Raw genomic sequence first — 21,580 nt, 5'->3', positions numbered from 1 at the left:
ATCCCTCCCGTTGTTGTCGAAGCGTCGTTGGCGGAATGATGCCGGCCTCTTCAAACCTTTCGCAAGGGCGGGACATGCATGGAAGGGCGGCGCGTGGAGGGAGAGCGACTCCCCTACCGCACCAGTTCCTTCATCGCCTTGTCGAGGCCAGTGAGGGTGAGCGGAAACATGCGCTGTTCCATGATGTCGCGCATCATGCCGATGGAGTGGGTGTAGTCCCAGTGCTTCTCCTTCACCGGGTTGAGCCAGACCATGGAGGGGTAGATGGAGGCGACGCGCTTCATCCAGGTGACGCCGGCCTCCTCGTTGAAATGCTCGACCGAGCCGCCGGGCTGGGCGATCTCGTAGGGGGACATGGAGGCGTCGCCGACGAAGATGACCTTGTAGTCGTTCCCGTATTTGTTCAGCACGTCCCACGTCGGCATTGTCTCGTCGAAGCGGCGCTGGTTCTTCTTCCACACTTTCTCGTAGAGGCAGTTGTGGAAGTAGAAATATTCCATGTGCTTGAACTCGGCCTTGGCGGCGGAGAACAGCTCCTCGCAGAGCTGGATGTGCCAATCCATCGAGCCGCCGACGTCGAAGAAGATCAGCACCTTGATGGAGTTGCGCCGCTCGGGTCGCATCTGCACGTCGAGGAACCCATGGCGCGCCGTCTCGCGGATGGTGCCGTCGAGGTCGAGCTCGTCGGGCGAGCCGGTGCGGGCGAATTTGCGCAGGCGGCGCAGCGCGATCTTGATGTTGCGGGTGCCGAACTCGACCGTGTCGTCGTAGTCCTTGAACTCGCGCTTGTCCCAGACCTTCACGGCGCGGAAATTGCGGTTGCCGTCCTGGCCGATGCGCACGCCTTCGGGATTGTAGCCATAGGCGCCGAAGGGCGAGGTGCCGCCCGTGCCGATCCACTTGTTGCCGCCCTGGTGGCGGCCCTTCTGCTCCTCGAGCCGCTTCTTCAGCGTCTCCATCAGCTTGTCCCAGCCGCCGAGCGCCTCGATCTGGGCCTTTTCCTCCTCGGTGAGGAACTTCTCGGTGAGTTTCCTCAGCCATTCCTCGGGGACATTGACCTCAAGGCCCTCGGCGAGGGTCTCGAACCCCTTGAAGGTGGCGCCGAAGACCTTGTCGAACTTGTCGATGTTGCGCTCGTCCTTCACCAGGGTGGCGCGCGACAGATAGTAGAAGTCGGTCGGGGCCCGTTCGATGATGTCGGCGTCCAGCGCCTCCATGAGCGTCAGATATTCGCGCACCGTGACCGGCACGCCCGCCTTCTTCAGGTCGTGGAAGAAATTGATGAACATGGCGGGAGGATAGGATGGAACAAGCCGTCCGTCATCCCGTGCCTTTGGGCGGATCAGTCGCCGCCGCCGTCCCCGTCGCTGCAGGAGATGCCGTCGGCGGAGGTCGATCCGGACGGGCGCGGGACGCCGTTGTTGTCACACCAGCGATCGTACCAGAGATGGGCGCCGACCAGCGCAAGGAGCGCGGCCGTCGCCCCAAGAGTGATCAGATTGAGACCGGCGAACAGCTCCATGAACGCAACACTAGCGCGAAAACCTTGCCGCTTCGCGAAGATATTGGGCGAAAAGCCGCCGAATCTCCAGCCGTCGCGCCACCCGACCACGGCGACGGATCAGGCCGGTTCCCAGGCGCCGACCGGCGCGCGGCAGAAGCGCTGTTCGTCGAGCGGGACCGCCGGCGGAGCGCCGAGGAGGGCTTCGGGGGCCGGGCCATAGACGGTGAGGGTCGCGGCGACGACGCGGCAGGGGCGGCCGCGGCTTGCCTCGACGGGATAGACCGAGAGCGTGATCTCGCGACGGGCGCCGGCGCGGCTGCGCCAGTTGGTCTCCATGCCGCGGGCGCTGGCGGCGGTGGCGAGCACGAGGGTCTGGATCTCGCCGACATCCTCGTCGGTGAGGGCGAGGATCGAGGGGCAATCCTCGGCCGATCCGCTGCGGGAGACGGCTGTGACGGAACCGAAGACGACGAAGCCGCCGCCCCCGGCCATGCCGGCCCGGGTGCCACCCGACTGGGTGGCCCGGCAGCGGGCGACCTGGCGGTCGATGGCCCAGACCGCCGCCTCCGGCCGGCCCGGCGGGCTGGCCTCAAGCCCCGCCGAGCAGCCGGCGAGCAGAACGACGAATGGCAGGGCGACTGCGCGGGCGCCCAGGGACATCACGGCGGTCATCTCTCCCGATCCGGGTGGTTCGTCGCGGAATCGACCGACCGCACCATGCCTCAACCGCGCTTGGCGAGGAAGGCCAGGCGCTCGAACAGGTGCACGTCCTGCTCGTTCTTCAGCAGCGCGCCGTGCAACGGCGGAATGGCCTTGCGCGGGTCCTTCTCGCGCAGCGTCTCCAGCGAGATGTCCTCGACCATCAGCAGTTTCAGCCAGTCGAGAAGCTCGGAGGTGGAGGGCTTCTTCTTCAGGCCCGGCACGTCGCGGACGTCATAGAAGATGCGCAGGGCCTCGGCGACCAGCTTCTGCTTGATGCCGGGGAAGTGGACGTCGACGATGGCCTGCATGGTCTCGGAGTCGGGGAACTTGATGTAGTGGAAGAAGCAGCGGCGCAGGAAGGCGTCCGGCAGCTCCTTCTCGTTGTTCGAAGTGATGATGACGATGGGGCGCTGGGCCGCCTTCACCGTCTCGCCGGTCTCGTAGACGAAGAACTCCATACGATCGAGCTCCTGAAGGAGGTCGTTCGGGAACTCGATGTCGGCCTTGTCGATCTCGTCGATGAGCAGGACCGGGCGGACCGGCGCGGTGAAGCCTTCCCAGAGCTTGCCGCGCTTGATGTAGTTGCCGATGTCCTTGACCCGCTCGTCGCCGAGCTGGCTGTCGCGCAGGCGCGAGACGGCGTCGTATTCGTAGAGGCCCTGCTGCGCCTTGGTGGTCGACTTCACGTGCCACTCGATCAGCGGCGCGCCGATGGCCTTGGCGATCTCGATGGCCAGCACCGTCTTGCCGGTGCCGGGCTCGCCCTTGACCAGCAGGGGCCGCTGCAGGGTGATCGCGGCATTGACCGCCACCTTCAGATCGTCGGTCGCGACATAGCCGCTCGTCCCCTCGAAACGCCCGGACGCCATGTGATGTGCCTCATGTCATGATGGATGGCGGAAGCAGCTGCCTCCATGTCGGGAGGCAAGGTAGGGGCCGCAGCAGGCCCCTGCAACACCCGGCAGAATATGCCGATCGGCACAGGCAATTGTGCCGGTGCACCGCCATAAACGCTTTGTAAACCATCCAAGTCTCTGAAATCGCGTGCTTTCGTTTGCCCCGGCCTTTGGCATGGCGACTGCACGGGAAGATCGCATGGTGCGGCGGTGGTCCGTCGCGTTCGCGTTCTGCCGGCATCGGCGAAGGGAAGTTCGATGGGTATCTTCGGTGCAATGACGACGGCGGTCAGTGGCCTGGCGGCGCAGGCCTATGCCCTCGAGAACATTTCCGGCAACATCGCCAATTCGCAGACGACGGCCTTCAAGCGGATCGAGACGAGCTTCGTCGATCTCATCCCCGATTCCGCCCCGAAACGGGAATTGTCCGGGTCGGTCACCGGCTTTTCGCGCTCGACCAACACGATCCAGGGTCAGATTTCGGCGACCTCGATCACGACTAACCTCGCCATCAATGGTGACGGCTATTTCGTCGTCCAGCAACCGTCGGGCTTTGTCGACGGCAGGCCGACCTTCTCCACCTCCAACGCCTTTACCCGCCGCGGCGACTTCGCGGTCGACGCCAATGGCTATATGGTCAACGGTGCCGGCTACTACCTGCGCGGCCTGCCGCTTGACCGCAACACCGGCAACCCGCTTGGTTCCTCGCCGGTGCCGATCCAGATCACCAACGATGTCATTCCCGCCCGCGCAACCGACAATCTGAAGTACCGCGCCAGCCTTCCGACGCGGCCGAACACGGCCAATGCCACCAGCGTCGCCGGCACGGAACTGATGCAGGCCTCGCTGATCGGCCAAGCGACGATCGGCCCGACGAATGCGGCCGACTTCGTTGCGACCTCCATCGCCGGCGGTTCGCAGACGGCCTATGACACACTCGGCAACGAGGTGAACGTCCAGATCCGCTGGGCCAAGACGGCGAATGCCGCCGCCGGTCCGCCGGCCGTGTCCGACACCTGGAGCGCCTATTACCAGTCCGCTTCGGCGACGGGGGCTGAGACCTGGACCCGGATCGGTGGCGACTTCACCTTCTCTGCAACCGGGCAATTGACTGCGCCGACCGCCAACCCGAGCTTCCCAAACCTGACGGTCAACGGTACCAATATCGGCAATGTGACGCTCGATATCGGCACCAATGGCCTGTCGCAATATGCGCGCTCCGACGGCACTGTGCAGGTCACCGATATCGGCCAGAACGGCTATGCGGTCGGCGAGCTGATGAACGTGGCGATCACCGATTCGGGACGGGTTCGCGGCAACTATTCCAACGGCCAGTCCGTCGACCTTTTCTCCATTCCGCTCGCCAGCTTCAATGGCGACAACATGCTGAAGCGTCTCGACGGCGGAGCCTTCGCCGAGACGTCGGGATCGGGGCCGCCGATCCTCGGTGCTTCCGGCCGAATCATGTCGCAGAGCCTTGAGAGCTCGAACGTCGACATCTCCGAAGAGTTCACCAAGCTGATCATCACCCAGCAGGCCTATGCGGCCAATACGCGGATCGTCACGACGTCCAACTCGATGCTGCAGGAAACGATCAACATGATCCGCTGACGCGGATCGTGACGCACGGCAAGGAGTGACCGGGCATGACTTTGACCAGCGCGCTGAGCAATTCGCTCTCGGGACTGCGGTTCACCTCGACAGCGACGGCGCTGACCAGCGCCAACATCGCCAATGCAGGGAACCCCAGCTATACCCGCAAGCTGATCGATCCGGTCGATGCGCTTGCCGGCGACCAGATCGCCGGCGTCAAGGTCGGCTCGATCCGGCGCGAATATGACGCCTTTGTGCAGCGCCAGCTTGTCGGCGAACGCTCCAATGCCGGCTATGCGTCGACACGTTCGCAATTCCTGTCGCGGCTCGACCAGATGATGGGCGCGCCCGGCTCGGCACGCGCCCTCGATACGGTGCTGAACACCTTCTCGTCCTCGTTCCAGACGCTGCTGACCTCGCCGGAGAGCGACACGGCCCGGGCCGGCGTCATCAATTCCGCCACCGTCGTCACGCAGACGCTGCGCAGCCTGTCGAGCACGACGCAGGACATGCGCCTCGATGCGGAGAGCGGCCTCGCCGATGCCACCGTTCGCCTCAACACGCTGCTGACCGACCTGTCGAAGATCAACAGCCGCCTGTCCGTGGCCTTCACCGACGAGAGCCGCGTCGGCCTCCTCGACCAGCGCGACGCCATGGTGGCGGAGATTGCCGACTATGTGCAGGTCCGCACCGTCTATGACGACAGCGGCGCGGTGCAGCTTTATGGCGGGGCGGGCTTCGTGCTGCTGTCGACCAGCCGCTCGGAGCTGTCCTTCGATGCCCGCGACATCATCGGGCCGACCAACGTCTATGACAAGGATCCCGCCAAGCGCACCGTCGGTACCATCACGGCCAGCACCACGTCAGGCACCATCGACCTGATCGCTGCCGGCGTGTTCACGTCGGGAAGGATCGCCGCGCTGATCGAACTGCGCGACAAGGACCTTCCGGCGACCCAGGCGCAGCTTGACCAGATCGCCGCCACCCTGGCCGAGGCGCTCGGCAACACATCCACCTCGACGCCCGTCACCGTGGCTGGGCCGGGGCCGACGACCGGCTTCGACACCGCGCTGCGCAGCGGCCTTGTTGACGGCGATACGGTATCCCTCGAACTGACGGCCAACGGCGTCACGCAGAAGATCACCTTCAAGCGGGTCGATGACACGACCTTGCCGATGTCCGATCCCATGACCGCCGACCCCAACGACATCGTTTTCCGCCTCACCGGAACTTCGTCGGCAGCCCATGCAACCCAGATTCAGGCGGCGATCGACACCTGGGCCGCGGGGGCCGGCGCTCCCGCCGGCGCCTTCGCCATCTCGGTCAATGGCGGCAATCTGAGGGTCCTCGCCGATCCGACCGTCGCCGGCGGCGCCAGGGTTGGTCGGGCCGCCGCCAATGTCACGGCGCGCACGTTGGCCGACGGTGGCAGCGCTATGCCCTTCTTCACCGACCCCGCAGGGGCCGGCGGTCTCTACAGCAATCAGGTCACAGCTTCCAGGTCTCAGTATGTCGGCTTCGCCGCCCGTATCGATGTCAACGCTGCCCTCAAGGCCGATCCCAGCGCGCTGGTGAAGATCAGTCCGACGACGCTGGAATCGGACGAGACGCGCCCCTCCTTCCTTGTTGCCGCCTTGGCCAATACCGAACGCTACTTCGCCCCGGCCGGTGGCCTCGGCACGACGTCGAACCCCTTCCAGGGCTCGGTGCTGTCCTATGCGCGCTCCGTCATCGTCACTCAGACCAACGACGCCGCCAGCGCCTTGCAGGTCTCGCAAGGCCAGGAGGCCGTGGTCACGCAGCTGCAAGCGCGGTTCGACAGCGTGGCGGCGGTCAATATCGACAATGAGATGACGCTCCTGATCCAGCTCCAGACGGCTTACGGCGCCAATGCGCGTGTCATGAGCGCCGTCCGCGAGATGCTGGAATCTCTCCAGAGAATGTAAGGGGCATCATGTCCATCCGTACCGCAGGGATCCTGTCCGGCCTGAATGCCAGCGACTTCATGCGTATGAAGGCCCAGTTGTCCGATCTGCAGCGGCAGCTCGGCTCCGGCAAGAAGTCGGAAACTTACGGAGGCCTCGGCCCCGAGCGCGGTTTCTCGCTCGCCTTTCGTGCATCGATGAGCCAGATCGATGCCTGGCAGCAAAGCATCTCCCTGGTGACCACGCGCATCTCGATCATCGACACCTCGCTGACCGGGATCGCCAAGACGGTCTCCTCGACCAAGACGTCGTTCCAGCCGAATGAGTACAAGCTCTCCTCGGGTCGCACCATCGGCCAGGTCGCCGCCGGCGACGGGCTGAATGCTGTCGTCTCCATGCTCAATGCCAACGACGGGACCCGCTATGTCTTCGGCGGCCGCAAGTCGGCGACGCCGCCAGTGCTCGATCCCTCGATCTTCCTCAGCGGTGACAATTCCAAGGACGGGTTCAAGACCGTCCTGCTGCAGAGAATGCAGGCCGATCTTGGTGTCGCCTCCGCCAATCCGGAGAGCAACCCGGCCGCCACCGGCCGGCTGACCCTCTCGGCGACGGGGACGCAGCCCGTGACGCTGGCCGAAGACGGCACCCATGCGTTCGGGCTGAAGGTCGGCCTCGTCTCGGGCGCGGTGGACGGCCTGACGGCGACGCGGACAGCGGGTCCGCCCGCCTCGGTTTCCATTGCTGCGGGCGCCGGCAATGCCGCGCCGAACCAGTCCCTCACCATCGGCTTCACCCTGCCGGACGGCAGCATCGAGAACCTGACCCTGACCGCGGTCGCGGCGGATGCGCAACTGGTCGCGCCCGACCAGTTCCGGGTCGGCGCCACCTCGGCCGACACGCTGAACAATCTGCGGGCCGCGCTCGGCACGCAGGTCAGCCGGATGGTCGGCACGAAGCTCGCCGCCGCCTCGGCCGTGAAGGCCGGCGACGATTTCTTCCATGGCGAGACGCAGGCCGCGGCCCTGGTCGGCCCGCCGGCGATTGAGCCGGGCGTGCCGAAGCGGCTGGTGGCGGGCGTGTCCGGGACCATGGCCGATGCCATCGCCTATGACACGCCGCAGAATGCCGAGGCCCGCACCGTGCGCTGGTACCAGGGGGACCGGGTCTCGCCGAACCCCCGCGCCACCGCCTCCGCCGAAGTCGACAATTCGCAGGCGGTCTTCTACGGCGTGCGCGCCGACGAGGAAGCGCTGCGCACCGCGGTCCAATACATGGCGGTGGCGAGTTCGCTGCGCTTCAGCGAAAGCGATCCGAACGGGCTCGAGCGCTTTCAGGCGCTGACGCCGCGGGTCGTTTCCGGCCTCAGCATGGACAAGGCCAGCCAGACGGTACAGTCGATCCAGATCGAGATCGCCGCCGCCAACACTGCCGCCGATTCCGCCAAGACCCGCCACAGCGACCGCCGCGCCATGCTCGGCGGGCTGCTCGCCGACATCGAGGGCGTCGACGATAATGACGTCACAGTGCAGATCCTGGCGCTGCAGACGAATCTGCAGGCGAGCTACCAGACGAGCTCGATGCTCTCCAAGCTCACCATCGTCAACTATATGTAAGAAACGGCGCCGCATCCCCGCCCCCACGCAAAAGGGCGCAGCCATCAGCGGTTGCGCCCCTTTTTGCGTGCGGCCAGGCGGCCTGCCTCAGCCGCGGCCGGCGAGGCCCGCGGCGATGTTCGAATTGATGGTGACGAGAATTCCAAGCTTCTCGGGCGCCGGCGCGATCTCGATGTCGATGGTGCGCTGGAAGATGAACAGGCCGAGATTGGCGATGTTGTTCTTGATCGGCAGCGGCAGCGGGTTGTCGGGCTGGGTCGCCGAGGTCGACAGGATCGTCCAGAGCTTGCGGTTATAGGCAAGGGCCGGGCCGAGCTCGGCCTTTCCGGTGTCCCAATTGTCCTTCACCGACTGCAGTCTGGCCGCCGCCCTCAGGAGCAGGCTCGCCTCCAGATCGCGCGGGTTCGTTGTTGCCGTGACCTTAGCGGTCGACGCGTACGCCGCTGCTCCGTGATGCATGACCCAACAGAGTCCCTTCGTACTCGATCAGGCCCTTCGTGGCCTTTAGAGCTTTGTACAGCGAACCGGTTAATATGTGATTGTTGATGTCGTCGATGAAGCCGAGAGTGGAGGGGGCCGCCTTCACCACGTCGTTGACCAGGTCGAAATACATCTTGTGATGACGGCCGGGATCGCGGGACAGGTACATCAGCTGGACGAGGAGATAGATCTTCTTGCAGGGCGTGTCGGCGGCTTCCACCGTCATGACGTCCTTCTCGCGCAGGATCGGCGCCTCGCCCTCGATGGTCAGCCGGGTGCGCTGGTCGTCATTGACAATGACGCTGTCGCCGAGAATGAACTTCTCGCCGGGCTTCAATTCGACCTTGAGCGCCATCCCGAGCCTCCGCACGATTCGTCAACGCGAGATGCTAGCACATGCGCCCGCGATGGCATGACCTTCCCGAGCAGCGGCGTCCTCCGGTTCCTGTTGATCACGCGGCGCGGCCTCGGCCCTTCAACCCCCTTAGCCGAACAGGCTGAGGACGCTCTGGTCGGCCTGGTTCGCGAGCGACAGGGCCTGGGTGGAGAGCTGCTGGCGGGTCTGGAGGGCGAGCATGTTGGCGCCTTCCTCGTTCATGTCGGCCAGCACCAGGTTGTCGGCGCCGGTCTTCAGCGTGTTGGCCATTTCCTGGGTGAATTTCTGGCGGATCTGCACCAGGGCCAGGTTGGAGCCGAAGGCGCTCGACTGCGAGCGCAGCCGCGCCATGGCCTGGGACAGGTCGGCCATGGCGACGTTAATGTCGCGATCGGTCTGGAAGTTGTTCATCTGGTCGCCGATCGCCAGGTCCTCGTTGACCGAGAACCGCACGCCGGTGATCGTCAGCGACGAGGTCTGCCGCTCGTTGAACATGGCCTGGAGAGTGTCGGCGTTCAGAAGATTGACGCCGTTGAAGCCGGAATCCTTGGCCAACTGATCGATCTGGCGGCGCAGTTCGGAAAACTGGGCGGCGATGTTCGAGCGGGTGACATTGAGCTCGCCGGCGGGTTTGGTCCGGTCGTTCAGGCCGAAGCCCATATTCGTGAGGGCGGTGCCGGCATTGGACGAGGAGAGGGTGATCGGCTGGGTGCCGACGGATTCGAGAACGAGGCGGCCATCGGGAGAGAGCAGGGCCCGCGCATCGGCGCCGGCCGCGGTGCCGACGGTCACGCCGACGCCGCTGGCCGTTGCTTCCGACGTGTTGTCGTTGACGGCGTTGATGAGGTCGCCAACCGTCATGCCGGCGCCGATCGTCAGGGTCGTCGAGCGGTTGGTTCCGGTGTTGATGGTGATGGTCTCGGTATTGGAGAATCCGAGGCTGGTAAGCGGTGTGGTCATGGTCATGGCGCCCTGGGCGCCGTTGACCACAGGCAGGACGCCACCGAGACGGGCGGTGGTGGCGGCCGATCCCTGGGCCTGACGGGCCAGGGCCTGGGCGTTTTCGACGACGCGGACGATGGAGCGGATGCCGTTGTCGGCCGCTTCCAGGGTCTTGATCGCGGTGCCGATGCCATCGAGCAGGTTGGTGATGTCGGTGGCGCGCGAATTGAGCATCGCGGCGGAGAAGAAGTTGCCGGGATTGTCCAGCGCGGAGTTCACCTTCTTGCCGGTGGAGAGCCGAAACTGGGTGCGGTCACGCAGGTCGGCGGTGCTCATCAGCGAGAGAAGATTGCCGCGAATGCCTTTTGAAAGGACGATGTCGCTCATGGGTGGTCCTCGGCCGGGCCCGACGATTCTCACGGGCCTTTGACGCACCCTGCCGCGTTAACCCTAATCAAAAGTTAATTTTCGTCTCGAAACCAAAATCGCGCGCGATTTAAAGGGGTTGGCTCAGGTCCCTGTGGCCTGTGCGACACGGCAAGAGTTAACCGGCAGGAATTGCCGGGTGGGGCGGGGGCCTGCCGCGCCATGTCCTGCCCGATTGCGCGCCGCGTGCTTCGGGTCTATCCCGGAGGCGTATCGAGACCGCGCGGGCTCCCCGCGACGTCGATGGCCCGTCCCCCCGCCGGACGGCCTCCGGAGACCGATTCATGGCGAAAACCCGCATCGAAACCGACACGTTCGGCCCCATCGCCGTTGCGTCCGACCGCTACTGGGGAGCCCAGGCGCAGCGCTCCCTCGGCAATTTCCGGATCGGCTTGGAAAAGCAGCCGGCGGCCATCGTGCGGGCGCTCGGCATCGTCAAGCGGGCGGCCGCCGAGACCAACATGGCACTCGGCCGGCTCGACCCGGCGATCGGCGCGACGATCGTCGCCGCGGCGCAGGAGGTGATCGACGGCCGGCTCGACGACCATTTCCCGCTGGTGGTTTGGCAGACCGGCTCTGGCACACAGTCGAACATGAACGCCAACGAGGTGATCTCCAACCGCGCCATCGAGATGGCCGGCGGGACGCTGGGCTCCAAGACACCGGTCCATCCCAACGACCACGTCAATATGAGCCAGTCGTCGAACGACACCTTTCCGACCGCCATGCATGTTGCCTGTGCCGAGGAGATCGTGCATCGCCTGCTGCCGGCCCTGACCCATCTGCATGCGGCCCTCGATGCCAAGGCGCGCGCCTGGACGGAGATCATCAAGATCGGCCGCACCCATACCCAGGACGCGACGCCGCTGACGCTGGGCCAGGAATTTTCCGGCTACGCGCAGCAGGTGGCGAACGGCATCGCCCGGATCGAACTGACGCTGCCGGCGCTGATGGAACTGGCACAGGGCGGCACCGCCGTCGGCACCGGGCTCAATGCCCCCGTCGGTTTCGCCACTGCGGTTGCCGAGCGGATCGCCGCGATCACCGGCCTGCCGTTCACCTCGGCGCCGAACAAGTTCGAGGCGCTCGCCGCCCATGACGCGATGGTCTTCTCGCACGGGGCGATCAACACGGTGGCGGCCTCGCTCTTCAAGATCGCCAACGACATCCGCTTTCTCGGCTCGGGCCCGCGCGCCGGCCTCGGCGAACTGGCGCTGCCGGAGAACGAGCCGGGCTCCTCGATCATGCCGGGCAAGGTCAATCCGACCCAGTGCGAGGCGCTGACGCAGGTCTGCGTCCAGATCTTCGGCAATCATGCCGCGCTGACCTTCGCCGGCAGCCAGGGCCATTTCGAGCTGAACGTCTTCAACCCGGTCATGGCCTATAATTTCCTGCAATCGGTGCGGCTGATGGCCGATGCCGCGGTCTCCTTCACCGACCATTGCGTCGTCGGCATCGTCCCGCGCGAGGACAATATCCGCGCCGGTGTCGAGCGCTCGCTCATGCTGGTGACGGCGCTCGCCCCGACGATCGGCTACGACGCGGCGGCGAAGATCGCCAAGACCGCGCACGCTAACGGCACGACGCTGAGGGAGGAGGCGCTGAAGACCGGCCTCGTCAGCGCCGCGGACTATGACCGTCTGGTCGACCCGCGCAAGATGATCGCGCCGGGCTGATCCGGGCTGGATCCGACCGCGGGGCGGCGCCCCGGCATGACTGCCGCGCGGCCCAGCCGGTTGCGCCCGGGCCCGTGCTGTCGCAAGCGGGAGAATGCTCCTGCGCGACTTCGCCCTTCTGATGCTGGTCTGCCTGATCTGGGCAACCAATTTCATCGTGACGAAGCTGGCGCTCGTTCATCTCGACATTCCGCCGCTCCTGTTCTCCTCGCTCCGCTTCGTCCTGGTGCTGCTGGTGGCGCTGCCCTGGCTGCTGCCCTGGCCGCGGCCGCGCTGGCGCATCGCGCTGGTCGGCTTGATGATGGGGGCGGGGGGATTTGGCCTCGTTTCCATCGGCCTGATGACGGCGACGCCGTCGAGCGCGGCGGTGGTGACACAGCTCGGCGTGCCGATCACCGCCCTCCTGTCGGTGGTCATGCTCGGCGAGCGGATCGACTGGCGCCGCGGCACCGGTATCGCGCTCGCCTTCGCGGGCGCTGTCCTCGTCATGTACGATCCTCAGGGCTTCGTGCTCTCGGTCGGCCTGATCTTCGTCCTCGGCAGCGCCTTCGCATCGGCCTTCGGCGTCGTGCTGATGAAGAAGATGCACAATGTGCAGCCGCTGCAGTTCCAGGCCTGGGTAGGGTTCGCCTCGTCGATCCCGCTCGCCTTCGGCTCGATGGCCCTGGAGACGAACCAACTGGAGCGGGCGGTGCATGCCGGCTGGCCCTTTCTCATGGCGCTCGTCTACACGGCGCTGTTCGTCTCGCTTCTCGGGCACAGCCTGTTCTTCAAACTGATCATGAAATACGAGGCCAATCTCATCTCGACGCTAACGCTGATGTGCCCGCTGATGGCCATCGGTCTCGGCGTGCTGATCACCGGCGACAGTTTCGACATGCGGATGATCGCGGGATCGGCGGTGGTCCTCGCCGGCGTGACCCTGATCCTGCTCGCCCCGCGCAGGGGCGGTGGATAACCTGGATCCGCAACGCCAAAAGCCGCCCTTCCGGGGCGGTCGTGGTGGTCAGGGGTGCGGCGAGGGTCAGGCGACCCGTTCGACCCGCCGGGTGTCGGCCGCCTCGTTCTCCTCCTTGCGCGCCATCTCGCGTGCATAGGCCCTGAGCTTCAGCACCATCTCGTCGGGATATTGCCGCACCACCTCGCCGGTCTCCTTGTCGACCGTGCGATAGACGAGAAGTCCCGCGGCTTCGTCCTTCTCGATCCGGCGCTGGAGCGATTCCCGGATCGTGTCGGCGATGCGCTCCATGCGGGCGCGGCGGTCGGCGAGGATGCGCTCGTCGCGCGCGGCGACGTCGCCAGGGCGTCGATCGTCCAGCGCCGATCCGGCGCTGTTCGACGGAGGCTGTGTCACCCGCTGTGCGCGGGGCAATTCCGTCCGCACCGCTTCGCGGTACTGGACGGGATCCGGCCGCCCGGTAGAATTCGTTCCGACGGCCGGTCGTGTGGACGGGATGTCCATGACCGGTACTCCCTGCGGGGGAAGGACCTCGTGATCCCTCTTCTCCCAAGTGCCGGATCATGAACCCGATGTCCTAAGCTCTCGTTAGGACATATGGTAAATGTTGCGATGCATTATTCTTGAAAATCATGTGCGAATGTTCGTCGCCGGCCGTCAAAGACTCCGGACCACGGCGACCGGCGCGCTCGCACGGGGGGCGGGCGCCGTGGCGCGGCCGTTGGCACCGTAGCCGGCCGGGGCTCGGCGCGCCTGAACCGCCTGCGAGACATGGCGGATGATGCCCTCGGCGACGGCATGGGCGGTGGCGAGGACGGCGAGATTCACCTGCAGTGCGTCCTGCAGGGCGGCATGCTCAGCTTCCAGTCCGGCAAGCGCGGCGCCGGCATGGGTTCGCAGGGCAGCGCTGTGCAGCTTGAGGCGGGCGAGATCGGCGAGGTAGCGATGCGACAGCTCGGTCTTGCGCGCCTCGAAGGGCTGCGCGGCCTTGATCTGGGCGGCGCGAACCAGAGCCGTCTCCTCGGCCAGCACGGCCCTGAGCTCCGTCATGGTGGCGCGCAGCCCGTTGGCGAAGGCGATGGCCTCCGCGGCGCTGGCGAAGGGTGGCGGAACGGGACGGGTGGCGGGGTGCTGCATGGGTCAGCTCCTGGCCGGAACACGGCGGGGCGCGGCTTCCTGCGCGCCGATCAGTTCACGATAGACATGGTTGGCTAGGCCGACGCCGCCCTGGCCGGTGACCGACTTGGCATATTCGTCGACCAGCATTCCACGCCAGGCTTCGCTCTGCTTGCCGCCGAGCGGCGATTCCGTGCCGATGCCGGTGAACATCTGCGAGAACATGGTGTTGAGGAACACCTGCTCGAAATTCTGCGCCTGTGACCAGGCACGCTGCTCGCGCGATCCCGTGACCCGGGCGGCGGCGGGTGTGGCGGCGTTGACGGCGGTGACTTCGGGGGTCAGGCTGCGCATCACAGCACCTCGATCTCGGCCTGAAGGGCGCCGGCGGCCTTGATGGCCTGCAGAATGGCGATCATGTCACGCGGGCCGATGCCGAGGGCGTTGAGGCCGTCGACCAGTTCCTGCAGCGACACCCCCTCGCGGACCAGGGCGAGGCGCTTGCCCTCCTCGGTCGCCTGGATCTGGGTGCGGGGCACGACGACGGTTTCGCCCTGGGCGAGGGGGTTGGGCTGGACGACCTGTGGTCGCTCGGACACCGTCACGGTGAGGTTGCCCTGGGCGATTGCCACGGTCGAGACCCGGACGTCCTTGCCCATGACGATGATGCCGGAGGCTTCGTCGATGACCACCTTCGCCACCTGGTCGGGCTGGACGCGCAACTGCTCGATCTCGGTGAGCAGGGCGACGATGTTGCCCTCGAAGCGCGGCGGTACCTTGAGGTGGATAGTGGCGGGGTCGGTTGGCTCGGCCGCCGGGGCCCCGATGAAGTCGTTGATGGCGGCGGCGATGCGGCGCGCCGTGGTCAGGTCGGGATTGCGCAGGGCGAGCTTCAGCGAGGCCATGCGGTTGATCGAGAAGGCGACCTCCCGCTCGACGATGCCGCCGTTGGAGACGCGCCCGACGGTCGGGACGCCGCGGGTGATGGTGGCGGCCGCTCCCTGAGCCTGGAAGCCGGCGATGGCAACGGCGCCCTGGCCGACCGCATAGACCTCGCCATCGGCGCCGACGAGCGGGGTGACCAGGAGCTCGCCGCCCTGCAGCGAGCGGGAATCGCCCATGGCGGAGACCTTGAGGTCGATGCGCGTGCCCTGGGTGGCGAAGGGCGGCAGGTTGGCGGTGACCATGACGGCAGCGACATTGGCGGTGCGCAGGTTCATGCCGCGCGTATTGACGCCGAGGCGCTCCATCATCGACTGGATGGACTGGCGGGTGAAGGGCGAGTTGTTCAGCGTGTCGCCGGTGCCGTTGAGGCCAACCACGAGGCCGTATCCGATGAGCTGGTTCTCGCGGATGCCCTCGACGTCGACCAGATCCTTGATGCGCGAGGTCGTGGCTCCGGCCGGAGCGGCAAGGGCCAGGAGGCTCAGAAGAAGGGCGAGGCGGCGGAACATCGGGATCCCCTTGGGTCGTCATGGACAAGCATGCGGCGTGCCAACCCGGATTTGGCTTTTAACTCCTTGATTTGCTAACAAAGTTTTTTCCAGTTGCGCGGATTTCGGGGGGATCCTGCCGACTGCCCGGCAACTCTTGCCGGGCATTAACGGCCCCTTAACCATGGCGGGGCTCTCTTAACGGTCGCTCAACACCTGTTGCGCTTTGCTGAAGTGGCCGTTCCGGAGAGGGACCCATGCGGATCATCACGCCGCCTGCCATCGGCGCCGTCACAACCGGCCAGCCGGCCCAGAAGGCCGATCGCCCCCGCACGGCCTTCGAACTGCCGGGCGAGAAGACGGAATCGCCGGCGACCGCCGCGAGCCGCCCGACCATGGCGGCCGCCGGTCTGGAGACGCTGCTGGCGGTGCAGGGCATGCAGCCGGAAGACCGCCGCGAGAAACGGCGACGGGCCATGCAGCGCGGACGTCAGTCCCTCGACCTCCTCGACGACCTGAAGCTGTCGCTCCTCGCCGGCGAGCCCCTGCCGGCGGTGCTCCTCAAGCTGCGCAGCCTGACCGCGGCGAGCCTCGAGGATTCGGGCGATCCCGGCCTCGACTCTGTCCTCGCGGAAATCGACCTCAGGGCGCAGGTGGAGATCGCCAAGCGCGAGGCCGCGGCAAAGGCCTGAATCCTGCCGATCGGCGGTCGAACCAACGGGAATCCCGGAAATCAGGCCTTATGGCACGGTTTCTGCTTTTGCAGGGGTTGCGCTCGCGGCTCCATGACGGCTGCATGACCTGCTTTCAGGTTGTCTGCCCTCGGGACGAATGCTATGAGCGCGCCGAAACACGGAGACTTTTACCGTGAATCTTGAGGGGTTCGGCGCATGACGTTGGAGTTGGAAGCGGATTACCGCCCGAATGACTCGGAGCCGTTCATGAACGAGCGGCAGAAAGAGTTTTTCCGCAAGAAGCTGCTGGCTTGGAAGGACGACATCCTTCGCGAAGCCAAGGAAACCCTGCAAAACCTGCAGGACGAGAACCAGAACCATCCGGACATTGCCGACCGCGCGTCGTCCGAGACGGACCGTGCGATCGAATTGCGGGCCCGGGACCGCCAGCGCAAGCTGATCGCCAAGATCGACGCGGCACTCGCCCGCATCGAGGACGGCACCTATGGGTTCTGCGAGGAGACCGGCGATCCGATTTCGCTGAAGCGCCTCGAGGCCCGGCCGATCGCCACCCTGTCGCTGGAGGCGCAGGAGCGCCACGAGCGTCGCGAGCGGGTCTACCGCGACGAATAGGGCGCCACCGCGCCCGATCGGGACAAGGCGGCCGCCCCTCGGGGCGGCCGTTTCGATATGGGGCCGGGTCGGGGACATGGCCTCTGCCGCCGGTTGAGCTGTAGCAGTCAAGCCCTCGACGGCCTAGTGATGGTCGGGGCCAATGTCCTGCGCACCGGAGTCCATCAATGTCGTCGACCAAGCTGAAGCTCGGCCGCGCCGGTGTTTTCCTGATCGTGGTCGCCGTCGCTCTGTTCGGCGGCGCGGCCTATCTCGCGCCGCAGTCGAACGACCCGGCCGAGGTGCTCCGCCTCGCCGGACAGCTCTGCGGCACGTTCGCCGGCGTCGGCCTTGTGCTTGTCATCGTAGACCGCCTGCGTCGTCGCCAGGGATAAGGACAGGGGCGCCTCAGCGGCGCGCACTGCCGCGCCGGCCGGCGAGGACGAGCGCAGCGAGCACGAGCGCAAGCGCGGCACCGGCGAAAGCCGGCGCATGGGGAATCCAGACAGGAGCCGCGGCCGGGTTGCTCCATCGGTCTGTATAGTTGAGGTCGATCCAGGCCCGCGTCCCGCCATAGCCGGCAAGAAATCCTGCGAGACCGGCGAAAATGGCAAGCAGGATGGCCGGGCCCTGCGCCCCTTGCCCGTCTCGCGGCCCCGTCCCGCCGCCAGTGCGCATCGCGCTCCGTGCTGCAAAATAAAGCCCTGCGGCCAATCCGGCCCCCGGTGCCAGGATGAACAGCGTAAATAGCGCCGTCGCCGTTCCCGGCTGTACCGACATCATGCTCCACACCATGAAAGCCGCCGTCACCGCCGCCACTGTGACGATGGCTGCCACTGCGGCGAAGATTGCGACGAAACGGATTACCCGCATGTTCACGGCCCCTGCCCAGGTCCTGCCAAGCGCTGACTACCGCGATGGAATGCCTGCTCGTGCAAGCGGATTCTCGTTTGCCGTCCGTGCGGACATCAACCGGATTTCGCCGTTACAGCGCGCCAGGCCATGGTTCGCGTTGCGGATCGTGTTTGCCCCTGCCGCACGGGGAGCGCATATCCTGTATCGCCGCGGCGGCCCGAAATGCCGACGCCGCCGGCGTTGGGAGAACGCGGGCGGCGCCGGACTTGCCGTAGTCGCTGGGGAGCGGGGACGGCTGGGAGCTCTGGGTTTGGTCAGAAGGGCAGGAGGACGTCGAGGACCTGCTGGCCATAGCGCGGCTGCTGCTGATCGGTGATCTGGCCGCGACCGCCATAACCGATGCGGGCCTGGGCGATCTTGTTGGAGTCGATGGTGTTGTCGCTCTCGATATCCTCCGGCCGCACGACGCCAGCGACGATCAGTTCTCGCACCTCGAAATTGACCCGCATCTCCTGCTTGCCTTCGAGCACGAGATTGCCGTTGGGCAGGACCTGCATGACGACGGCGGCGACATTCGTCGTCAGGGTCTCCGACCGCGCCACGGAGCCTCGGCCCTCGTTGGAGTTCGAGCCTGTGGTGGACACCAGGCTGGCGGGATCGGCCCCGGTCCGCGCGATCAGCCGTTCGGCGCCGAAGAGGTTGGGGGTGCCCATGCTCTGCGAGCCGGTGCGCGACTGGTTCGTGGTGTTCTGGATGTTGGCCTGGTCCTGGAACCTGACCTTGACGGTGAGGATGTCGCCGACGCGCTGGGCGCGCTGGTCGCGGAAGAAGGCGCGCGACCCGTTGCGCCAGAGCGAGTTCGGATTGTGCGAGATCGGCTGCGGCTCCGGCATGGGCATGGAGACCGGGCGGTAGCCGGCGCGGGCCTGCGGGTTCTCCACCGCCGAGAGGGCCGGGGCCTGGCCGATATTGCGCAGCCGGTCCGGCGCGCCGCAGGCGGCCGTCGATAGGCCGGCCAGGAGGATGAGGAGCGGGCGGGCGGTTCGCATGGCGGTTCCTGACGCGGAACGAGGATGGGATGTGGCGAGCGCGGCGGTCATCACGGGGTCCTCGTCGCGGCGGCGAGGGTGGTCGGCTGTGTCGCCAGCGAGACCCGGTTGAGGCCCGTCACCACCGCCTGCAGTCTCTTGCGCGACTGGATGTTCTCCACCTGGATGACGTCGCCTTCGGCGCCGGCTTCGAGCGCCCTGCCACGCATCGTCAGCGACAGGCCGGGACGCTCGACGATGATGATGACGTTGGCGTTGCGTTCGACCAGTTCCGGTTTCATCAGGTCGATGGTCCGGAACGGGCGCTCCGGCGACAGCGGGCGGCGGGCGGCGAGGCCGACGGCCTGAGCGAGGGAGACAACAGTGTCCGCGGTCATCATCGGCAGGGTGTTGCGCGGCTTGCGGTCGATGACCAGGTCGGAGGCGCGGACGACCTCGCCACGACCGATGGTGCGGGCCGGCACGGCAAACTCGACCAGTTCGTTGGCGGTGCCATGAACGCGGAATCCACCGGCGCGCTCGGAACGTCCCGAGCCGCGGATGCCGAGGACGGCATCGAAGCGGCCGCTGCGCGGATCATGGTCGAGGCGCAGAATGTCGACCTGGCCGCTGGCCTGACGCTCCACCGTCAGCGGACGGGTGCCGCGATCGAAGACCACCTGGACGCGGCTGGAATCCCCGAGGCCGAGGCTGCTGGCGAGCGCCGCCGCGATCTTCTCCTCCATTTCCGCCAGCGGCACGATGCGGGCGTCCCGGGTGACGCTGACATCGCGGTCGCGGTCGGCAGTTTCGGGTTCAAGCCCGGCGCGGCGCGCCGCCTCGACGATCCGCCAGGCCGGGACCTGGCCGGTATGACCGGGATCGGGTGAGCGGAAGACGGCGACGTCGGCATGACGGCCGGCATTGTCGAAGAGGTCGCCGAGCCGCACGATGTCGCCGGCGACGGTGACGTCGTGCCGGAGTACCGGGCGGCCCGTATCCGCACCGGCCGGCAGGACCAGCCCGGCGAGCAGCGTGGCGGCGAGGAGGTTGCGGGCGCGGGCCATGATCAGCCTCACCGCATCAGCTGCGAGGTGGACTGCAGCATCTGGTCGGCCGCGGAGATGATGCGCGCATTCATCTCATAGGCGCGCTGGGCGGCGATCAGGTCGGAGATTTCAGAGACGGCGGTGACGTTTGATTGCTCGAGGTTCTTCTGCAGCAGCGAGCCCATGCCTTCGTTGCCGGGCGTGGTGGTGATCGCCTGACCGGAGGCGGCGGTCTCCATGAAGAGGTTGTCGCCCATCGATTCAAGACCCGCCTTGTTGACGAAACGGGAGAGCTGGATCTGGCCGATGACCTGGGCCGCGGTCTGGCCGGGCAGGGTCGCCTGGACCACGCCGGCGGCGCTGATGGTCACGGCGCTGGCATTGTTTGGCACGGTGATGCCCGGCTCGATCTGGTAGCCGTCGACGGTCACGATCTGGCCGTCGGCATTACGCTCGAAGGAGCCGTCGCGGGTGAAGGCGGTGCGGCCGTCGGGAAGGCTGATGCGGAAGAAGCCCTCGCCGCGGATGGCGACGTCATAGTCCTTCTCGGTGGACAGGACGTTGCCCTGCGTCATGATCCGGGAGGTGCCGGCGGCCTTGACGCCGGAGCCCACGGAAATGCCGACCGGCAGAAGGTTGCCCTGCTGCGAATTCTGGGTGCCGGCTCGGCGCTGGTGGTCGTAGAGCATGTCCTGGAACTCGGCGCGCTGGCGCTTGAATCCCGTGGTGCGCATGTTGGCAATGTTGTTGGAGATCACCTCGACGGTGAGTTCCTGGGCCTTCATGCCGCTGGCGGCAGTGTGGAGCGCGCGCATGGTTCAGCGTCCTCAGGTCGACGTGTTGCCGAGGGAACGGATGGCGTCCCGCCGCATCTGGTCGTGGCGCTCGAGGCTCGAGGCCAGCGACTGGTAGGAGCGGGTGACCTCGATCATCCGCGACAGAGCAAGAACGGGCGTGACATTGGAGGATTCGAGAGCGCCCTGCCTCACATCGGCGGTGGGCACGGCCACCGCCTGGGCGCCGTCGCGCAGGCGGAAGAGGTTGTCGCCGACCTTCTCGAAGGCGCGCGGCACGTTGCCGTCGACCACCCGCAGACGACCGCGGGCACCGCCCGAGGAGGCGACCGAACCGTCGCGACCGATGGTGATGCCGACGTCGTTGGCCTCGAAGGCGATGGGGCCGCCCTCACCGAGGACGATCTGGCCCTGCTTGGTGACGAGCTGGTTCTGGGCATTGAGCTCGAAGGAGCCGTTGCGGGTGTAGCGCTCGCCTTCCGGTGTCTGGACGACGAAGAGGCCGCGGCCGTTGATGGCCGCGTCGAGCGAATTGCCGGTCTGGGTGACGCCGCCCTGGGCGAGGTTGGTCGTGGTGGCGCGGTCCCAGACGAATGACATGCGGCGATCGGCGCCGCGCTGGAACGTATCGTCCCGCGCGACAGGCATCAGGTACTCCTGGAACACGACGTCGTCCTGCTTGAACCCCGTGGTGTTCAAGTTGGCGAGGTTGTTCGCAATGACCTCGAGCTCCCGCTGCAGGGCGACCTGCCGCGAAAGGCCGACGAGACCAATATTCTCCATCGGACCAGTCCCTTCGTGTCCGCCTCGCCGGACCGTCTCTCCCAAGACGGTCGTCCGAAGCGGTGCTCCCCAGTTGGCCCCCGTATCCGTTCTCCCAAACGGGCCCGGTGACCGAAGACCATCACGCAGCCTTCGTGCCAACTGC

At 66.4% G+C, this 21,580-nt stretch carries 24 protein-coding genes; 8 read left to right on the top strand and 16 right to left on the bottom strand.

Annotated features, from left to right (window positions below):
- Positions 1-113: 113 nt before the first annotated feature.
- The 4 genes from Q0C57_RS14055 to Q0C57_RS14040 are packed head-to-tail and all read right to left on the bottom strand — an operon-like array spanning position 114 to position 3,075.
- Positions 114-1,289, bottom strand: a complete 1,176-nt coding sequence (locus tag Q0C57_RS14055; RefSeq protein WP_296577058.1) for a VWA domain-containing protein — start codon at positions 1,287-1,289, stop codon at positions 114-116.
- A 53-nt stretch (positions 1,290-1,342) separates the two neighbouring features.
- A complete protein-coding gene (locus Q0C57_RS14050; RefSeq protein ID WP_296577057.1) occupies positions 1,343-1,612 on the bottom strand; it encodes a hypothetical protein in 270 nt (89 codons plus the stop codon).
- Positions 1,613-1,621: 9 nt separating this feature from the next.
- Positions 1,622-2,176: a hypothetical protein gene (locus Q0C57_RS14045; RefSeq protein ID WP_296577056.1), complete on the bottom strand. Its 555-nt coding sequence runs from the start codon at positions 2,174-2,176 to the stop codon at positions 1,622-1,624.
- 50 nt (positions 2,177-2,226) lie between these two features.
- Entirely contained in the window at positions 2,227-3,075 is an 849-nt protein-coding gene (locus Q0C57_RS14040; protein WP_296577055.1) for a MoxR family ATPase, read from the bottom strand.
- 285 nt (positions 3,076-3,360) lie between these two features.
- Between Q0C57_RS14040 and Q0C57_RS14035 the strand changes: the two genes are divergently transcribed.
- The 3 genes from Q0C57_RS14035 to Q0C57_RS14025 are packed head-to-tail and all read left to right on the top strand — an operon-like array spanning position 3,361 to position 8,233.
- Complete coding sequence (locus tag Q0C57_RS14035) at positions 3,361-4,713, top strand: flagellar hook protein FlgE (RefSeq protein WP_296577054.1); 1,353 nt, start codon at positions 3,361-3,363, stop codon at positions 4,711-4,713.
- Positions 4,714-4,748: 35 nt separating this feature from the next.
- A complete protein-coding gene (gene flgK / locus Q0C57_RS14030) occupies positions 4,749-6,641 on the top strand; it encodes a flagellar hook-associated protein FlgK (protein WP_296577053.1) in 1,893 nt (630 codons plus the stop codon).
- Positions 6,642-6,649: 8 nt separating this feature from the next.
- The gene (locus Q0C57_RS14025; RefSeq protein ID WP_296577052.1) at positions 6,650-8,233 is read left to right on the top strand and encodes a hypothetical protein; all 1,584 of its coding nucleotides are present in this window, start codon (positions 6,650-6,652) and stop codon (positions 8,231-8,233) included.
- Between the two features lie 87 nt (positions 8,234-8,320).
- Here the strand turns inward: Q0C57_RS14025 and flaF are convergent, their stop codons facing one another.
- The 3 genes from flaF to Q0C57_RS14010 form a co-directional block, all read right to left on the bottom strand.
- Positions 8,321-8,692 carry a flagellar biosynthesis regulator FlaF gene (gene flaF / locus Q0C57_RS14020; RefSeq protein ID WP_296577051.1) on the bottom strand — a complete coding sequence of 124 codons (372 nt, stop codon included), beginning with the start codon at positions 8,690-8,692 and terminating at the stop codon, positions 8,321-8,323.
- Positions 8,655-9,068, bottom strand: a complete 414-nt coding sequence (flbT, locus tag Q0C57_RS14015; RefSeq protein WP_296577050.1) for a flagellar biosynthesis repressor FlbT — start codon at positions 9,066-9,068, stop codon at positions 8,655-8,657. The genes flaF and flbT overlap by 38 nt, the downstream gene beginning before the upstream one ends.
- Positions 9,069-9,197: 129 nt before the next feature.
- Positions 9,198-10,418, bottom strand: a complete 1,221-nt coding sequence (locus tag Q0C57_RS14010) for a flagellin (RefSeq protein WP_296577049.1) — start codon at positions 10,416-10,418, stop codon at positions 9,198-9,200.
- A 323-nt stretch (positions 10,419-10,741) separates the two neighbouring features.
- On the opposite strand from Q0C57_RS14010, the gene fumC reads away from it, so the two are divergent.
- Positions 10,742-12,133, top strand: a complete 1,392-nt coding sequence (fumC, locus tag Q0C57_RS14005; protein ID WP_296577048.1) for a class II fumarate hydratase — start codon at positions 10,742-10,744, stop codon at positions 12,131-12,133.
- A 94-nt stretch (positions 12,134-12,227) separates the two neighbouring features.
- Entirely contained in the window at positions 12,228-13,091 is an 864-nt protein-coding gene (locus Q0C57_RS14000) for a DMT family transporter (RefSeq protein ID WP_296577047.1), read from the top strand.
- A gap of 66 nt (positions 13,092-13,157) precedes the next feature.
- On the opposite strand, the gene Q0C57_RS13995 is transcribed toward Q0C57_RS14000, so the two are convergent.
- The 4 genes from Q0C57_RS13995 to Q0C57_RS13980 form a co-directional block, all read right to left on the bottom strand.
- On the bottom strand, positions 13,158-13,595 hold the full coding sequence (locus Q0C57_RS13995) for a flagellar protein FlaG (RefSeq protein ID WP_296577046.1): 438 nt from the start codon (positions 13,593-13,595) through the stop codon (positions 13,158-13,160).
- A gap of 153 nt (positions 13,596-13,748) precedes the next feature.
- Positions 13,749-14,228, bottom strand: coding sequence for a hypothetical protein (locus Q0C57_RS13990; protein WP_296577045.1), 480 nt, complete (start codon positions 14,226-14,228; stop codon positions 13,749-13,751).
- 3 nt (positions 14,229-14,231) lie between these two features.
- A complete protein-coding gene (locus tag Q0C57_RS13985) occupies positions 14,232-14,561 on the bottom strand; it encodes a rod-binding protein (protein WP_296577044.1) in 330 nt (109 codons plus the stop codon).
- Positions 14,561-15,661, bottom strand: coding sequence for a flagellar basal body P-ring protein FlgI (locus tag Q0C57_RS13980; RefSeq protein WP_296577043.1), 1,101 nt, complete (start codon positions 15,659-15,661; stop codon positions 14,561-14,563). The genes Q0C57_RS13985 and Q0C57_RS13980 overlap by 1 nt, the downstream gene beginning before the upstream one ends.
- Before the next feature lie 236 nt (positions 15,662-15,897).
- On the opposite strand from Q0C57_RS13980, the gene Q0C57_RS13975 reads away from it, so the two are divergent.
- From Q0C57_RS13975 to Q0C57_RS13965, 3 genes are all read left to right on the top strand, one after another.
- Complete coding sequence (locus Q0C57_RS13975; protein WP_296577042.1) at positions 15,898-16,332, top strand: flagellar assembly protein FliX; 435 nt, start codon at positions 15,898-15,900, stop codon at positions 16,330-16,332.
- Positions 16,333-16,530: 198 nt separating this feature from the next.
- Complete coding sequence (gene dksA, locus Q0C57_RS13970) at positions 16,531-16,947, top strand: RNA polymerase-binding protein DksA (protein WP_296577041.1); 417 nt, start codon at positions 16,531-16,533, stop codon at positions 16,945-16,947.
- Positions 16,948-17,114: 167 nt separating this feature from the next.
- Positions 17,115-17,321 carry a hypothetical protein gene (locus Q0C57_RS13965; RefSeq protein WP_296577040.1) on the top strand — a complete coding sequence of 69 codons (207 nt, stop codon included), beginning with the start codon at positions 17,115-17,117 and terminating at the stop codon, positions 17,319-17,321.
- A gap of 13 nt (positions 17,322-17,334) precedes the next feature.
- Here Q0C57_RS13965 and Q0C57_RS13960 read toward each other — a convergent pair whose 3' ends face one another.
- The 5 genes from Q0C57_RS13960 to flgF form a co-directional block, all read right to left on the bottom strand.
- The gene (locus tag Q0C57_RS13960; protein ID WP_296577039.1) at positions 17,335-17,799 is read right to left on the bottom strand and encodes a hypothetical protein; all 465 of its coding nucleotides are present in this window, start codon (positions 17,797-17,799) and stop codon (positions 17,335-17,337) included.
- A gap of 296 nt (positions 17,800-18,095) precedes the next feature.
- Positions 18,096-18,830, bottom strand: a complete 735-nt coding sequence (gene flgH, locus Q0C57_RS13955) for a flagellar basal body L-ring protein FlgH (protein ID WP_296577038.1) — start codon at positions 18,828-18,830, stop codon at positions 18,096-18,098.
- A 50-nt stretch (positions 18,831-18,880) separates the two neighbouring features.
- Positions 18,881-19,876 carry a flagellar basal body P-ring formation chaperone FlgA gene (gene flgA / locus Q0C57_RS13950; RefSeq protein ID WP_296577037.1) on the bottom strand — a complete coding sequence of 332 codons (996 nt, stop codon included), beginning with the start codon at positions 19,874-19,876 and terminating at the stop codon, positions 18,881-18,883.
- Between the two features lie 8 nt (positions 19,877-19,884).
- The gene (flgG, locus tag Q0C57_RS13945; protein ID WP_296577036.1) at positions 19,885-20,673 is read right to left on the bottom strand and encodes a flagellar basal-body rod protein FlgG; all 789 of its coding nucleotides are present in this window, start codon (positions 20,671-20,673) and stop codon (positions 19,885-19,887) included.
- Positions 20,674-20,685: 12 nt separating this feature from the next.
- Entirely contained in the window at positions 20,686-21,435 is a 750-nt protein-coding gene (gene flgF, locus Q0C57_RS13940; protein ID WP_296577035.1) for a flagellar basal-body rod protein FlgF, read from the bottom strand.
- Positions 21,436-21,580: the final 145 nt, after the last annotated feature.

This window comes from Phreatobacter sp., from assembly GCF_022843985.1.
GTDB lineage: Bacteria > Pseudomonadota > Alphaproteobacteria > Rhizobiales > Phreatobacteraceae > Phreatobacter.
Note: the sequence above shows the minus strand (reverse complement) of the source record. Positions and strands in the feature narration are given on the sequence as shown.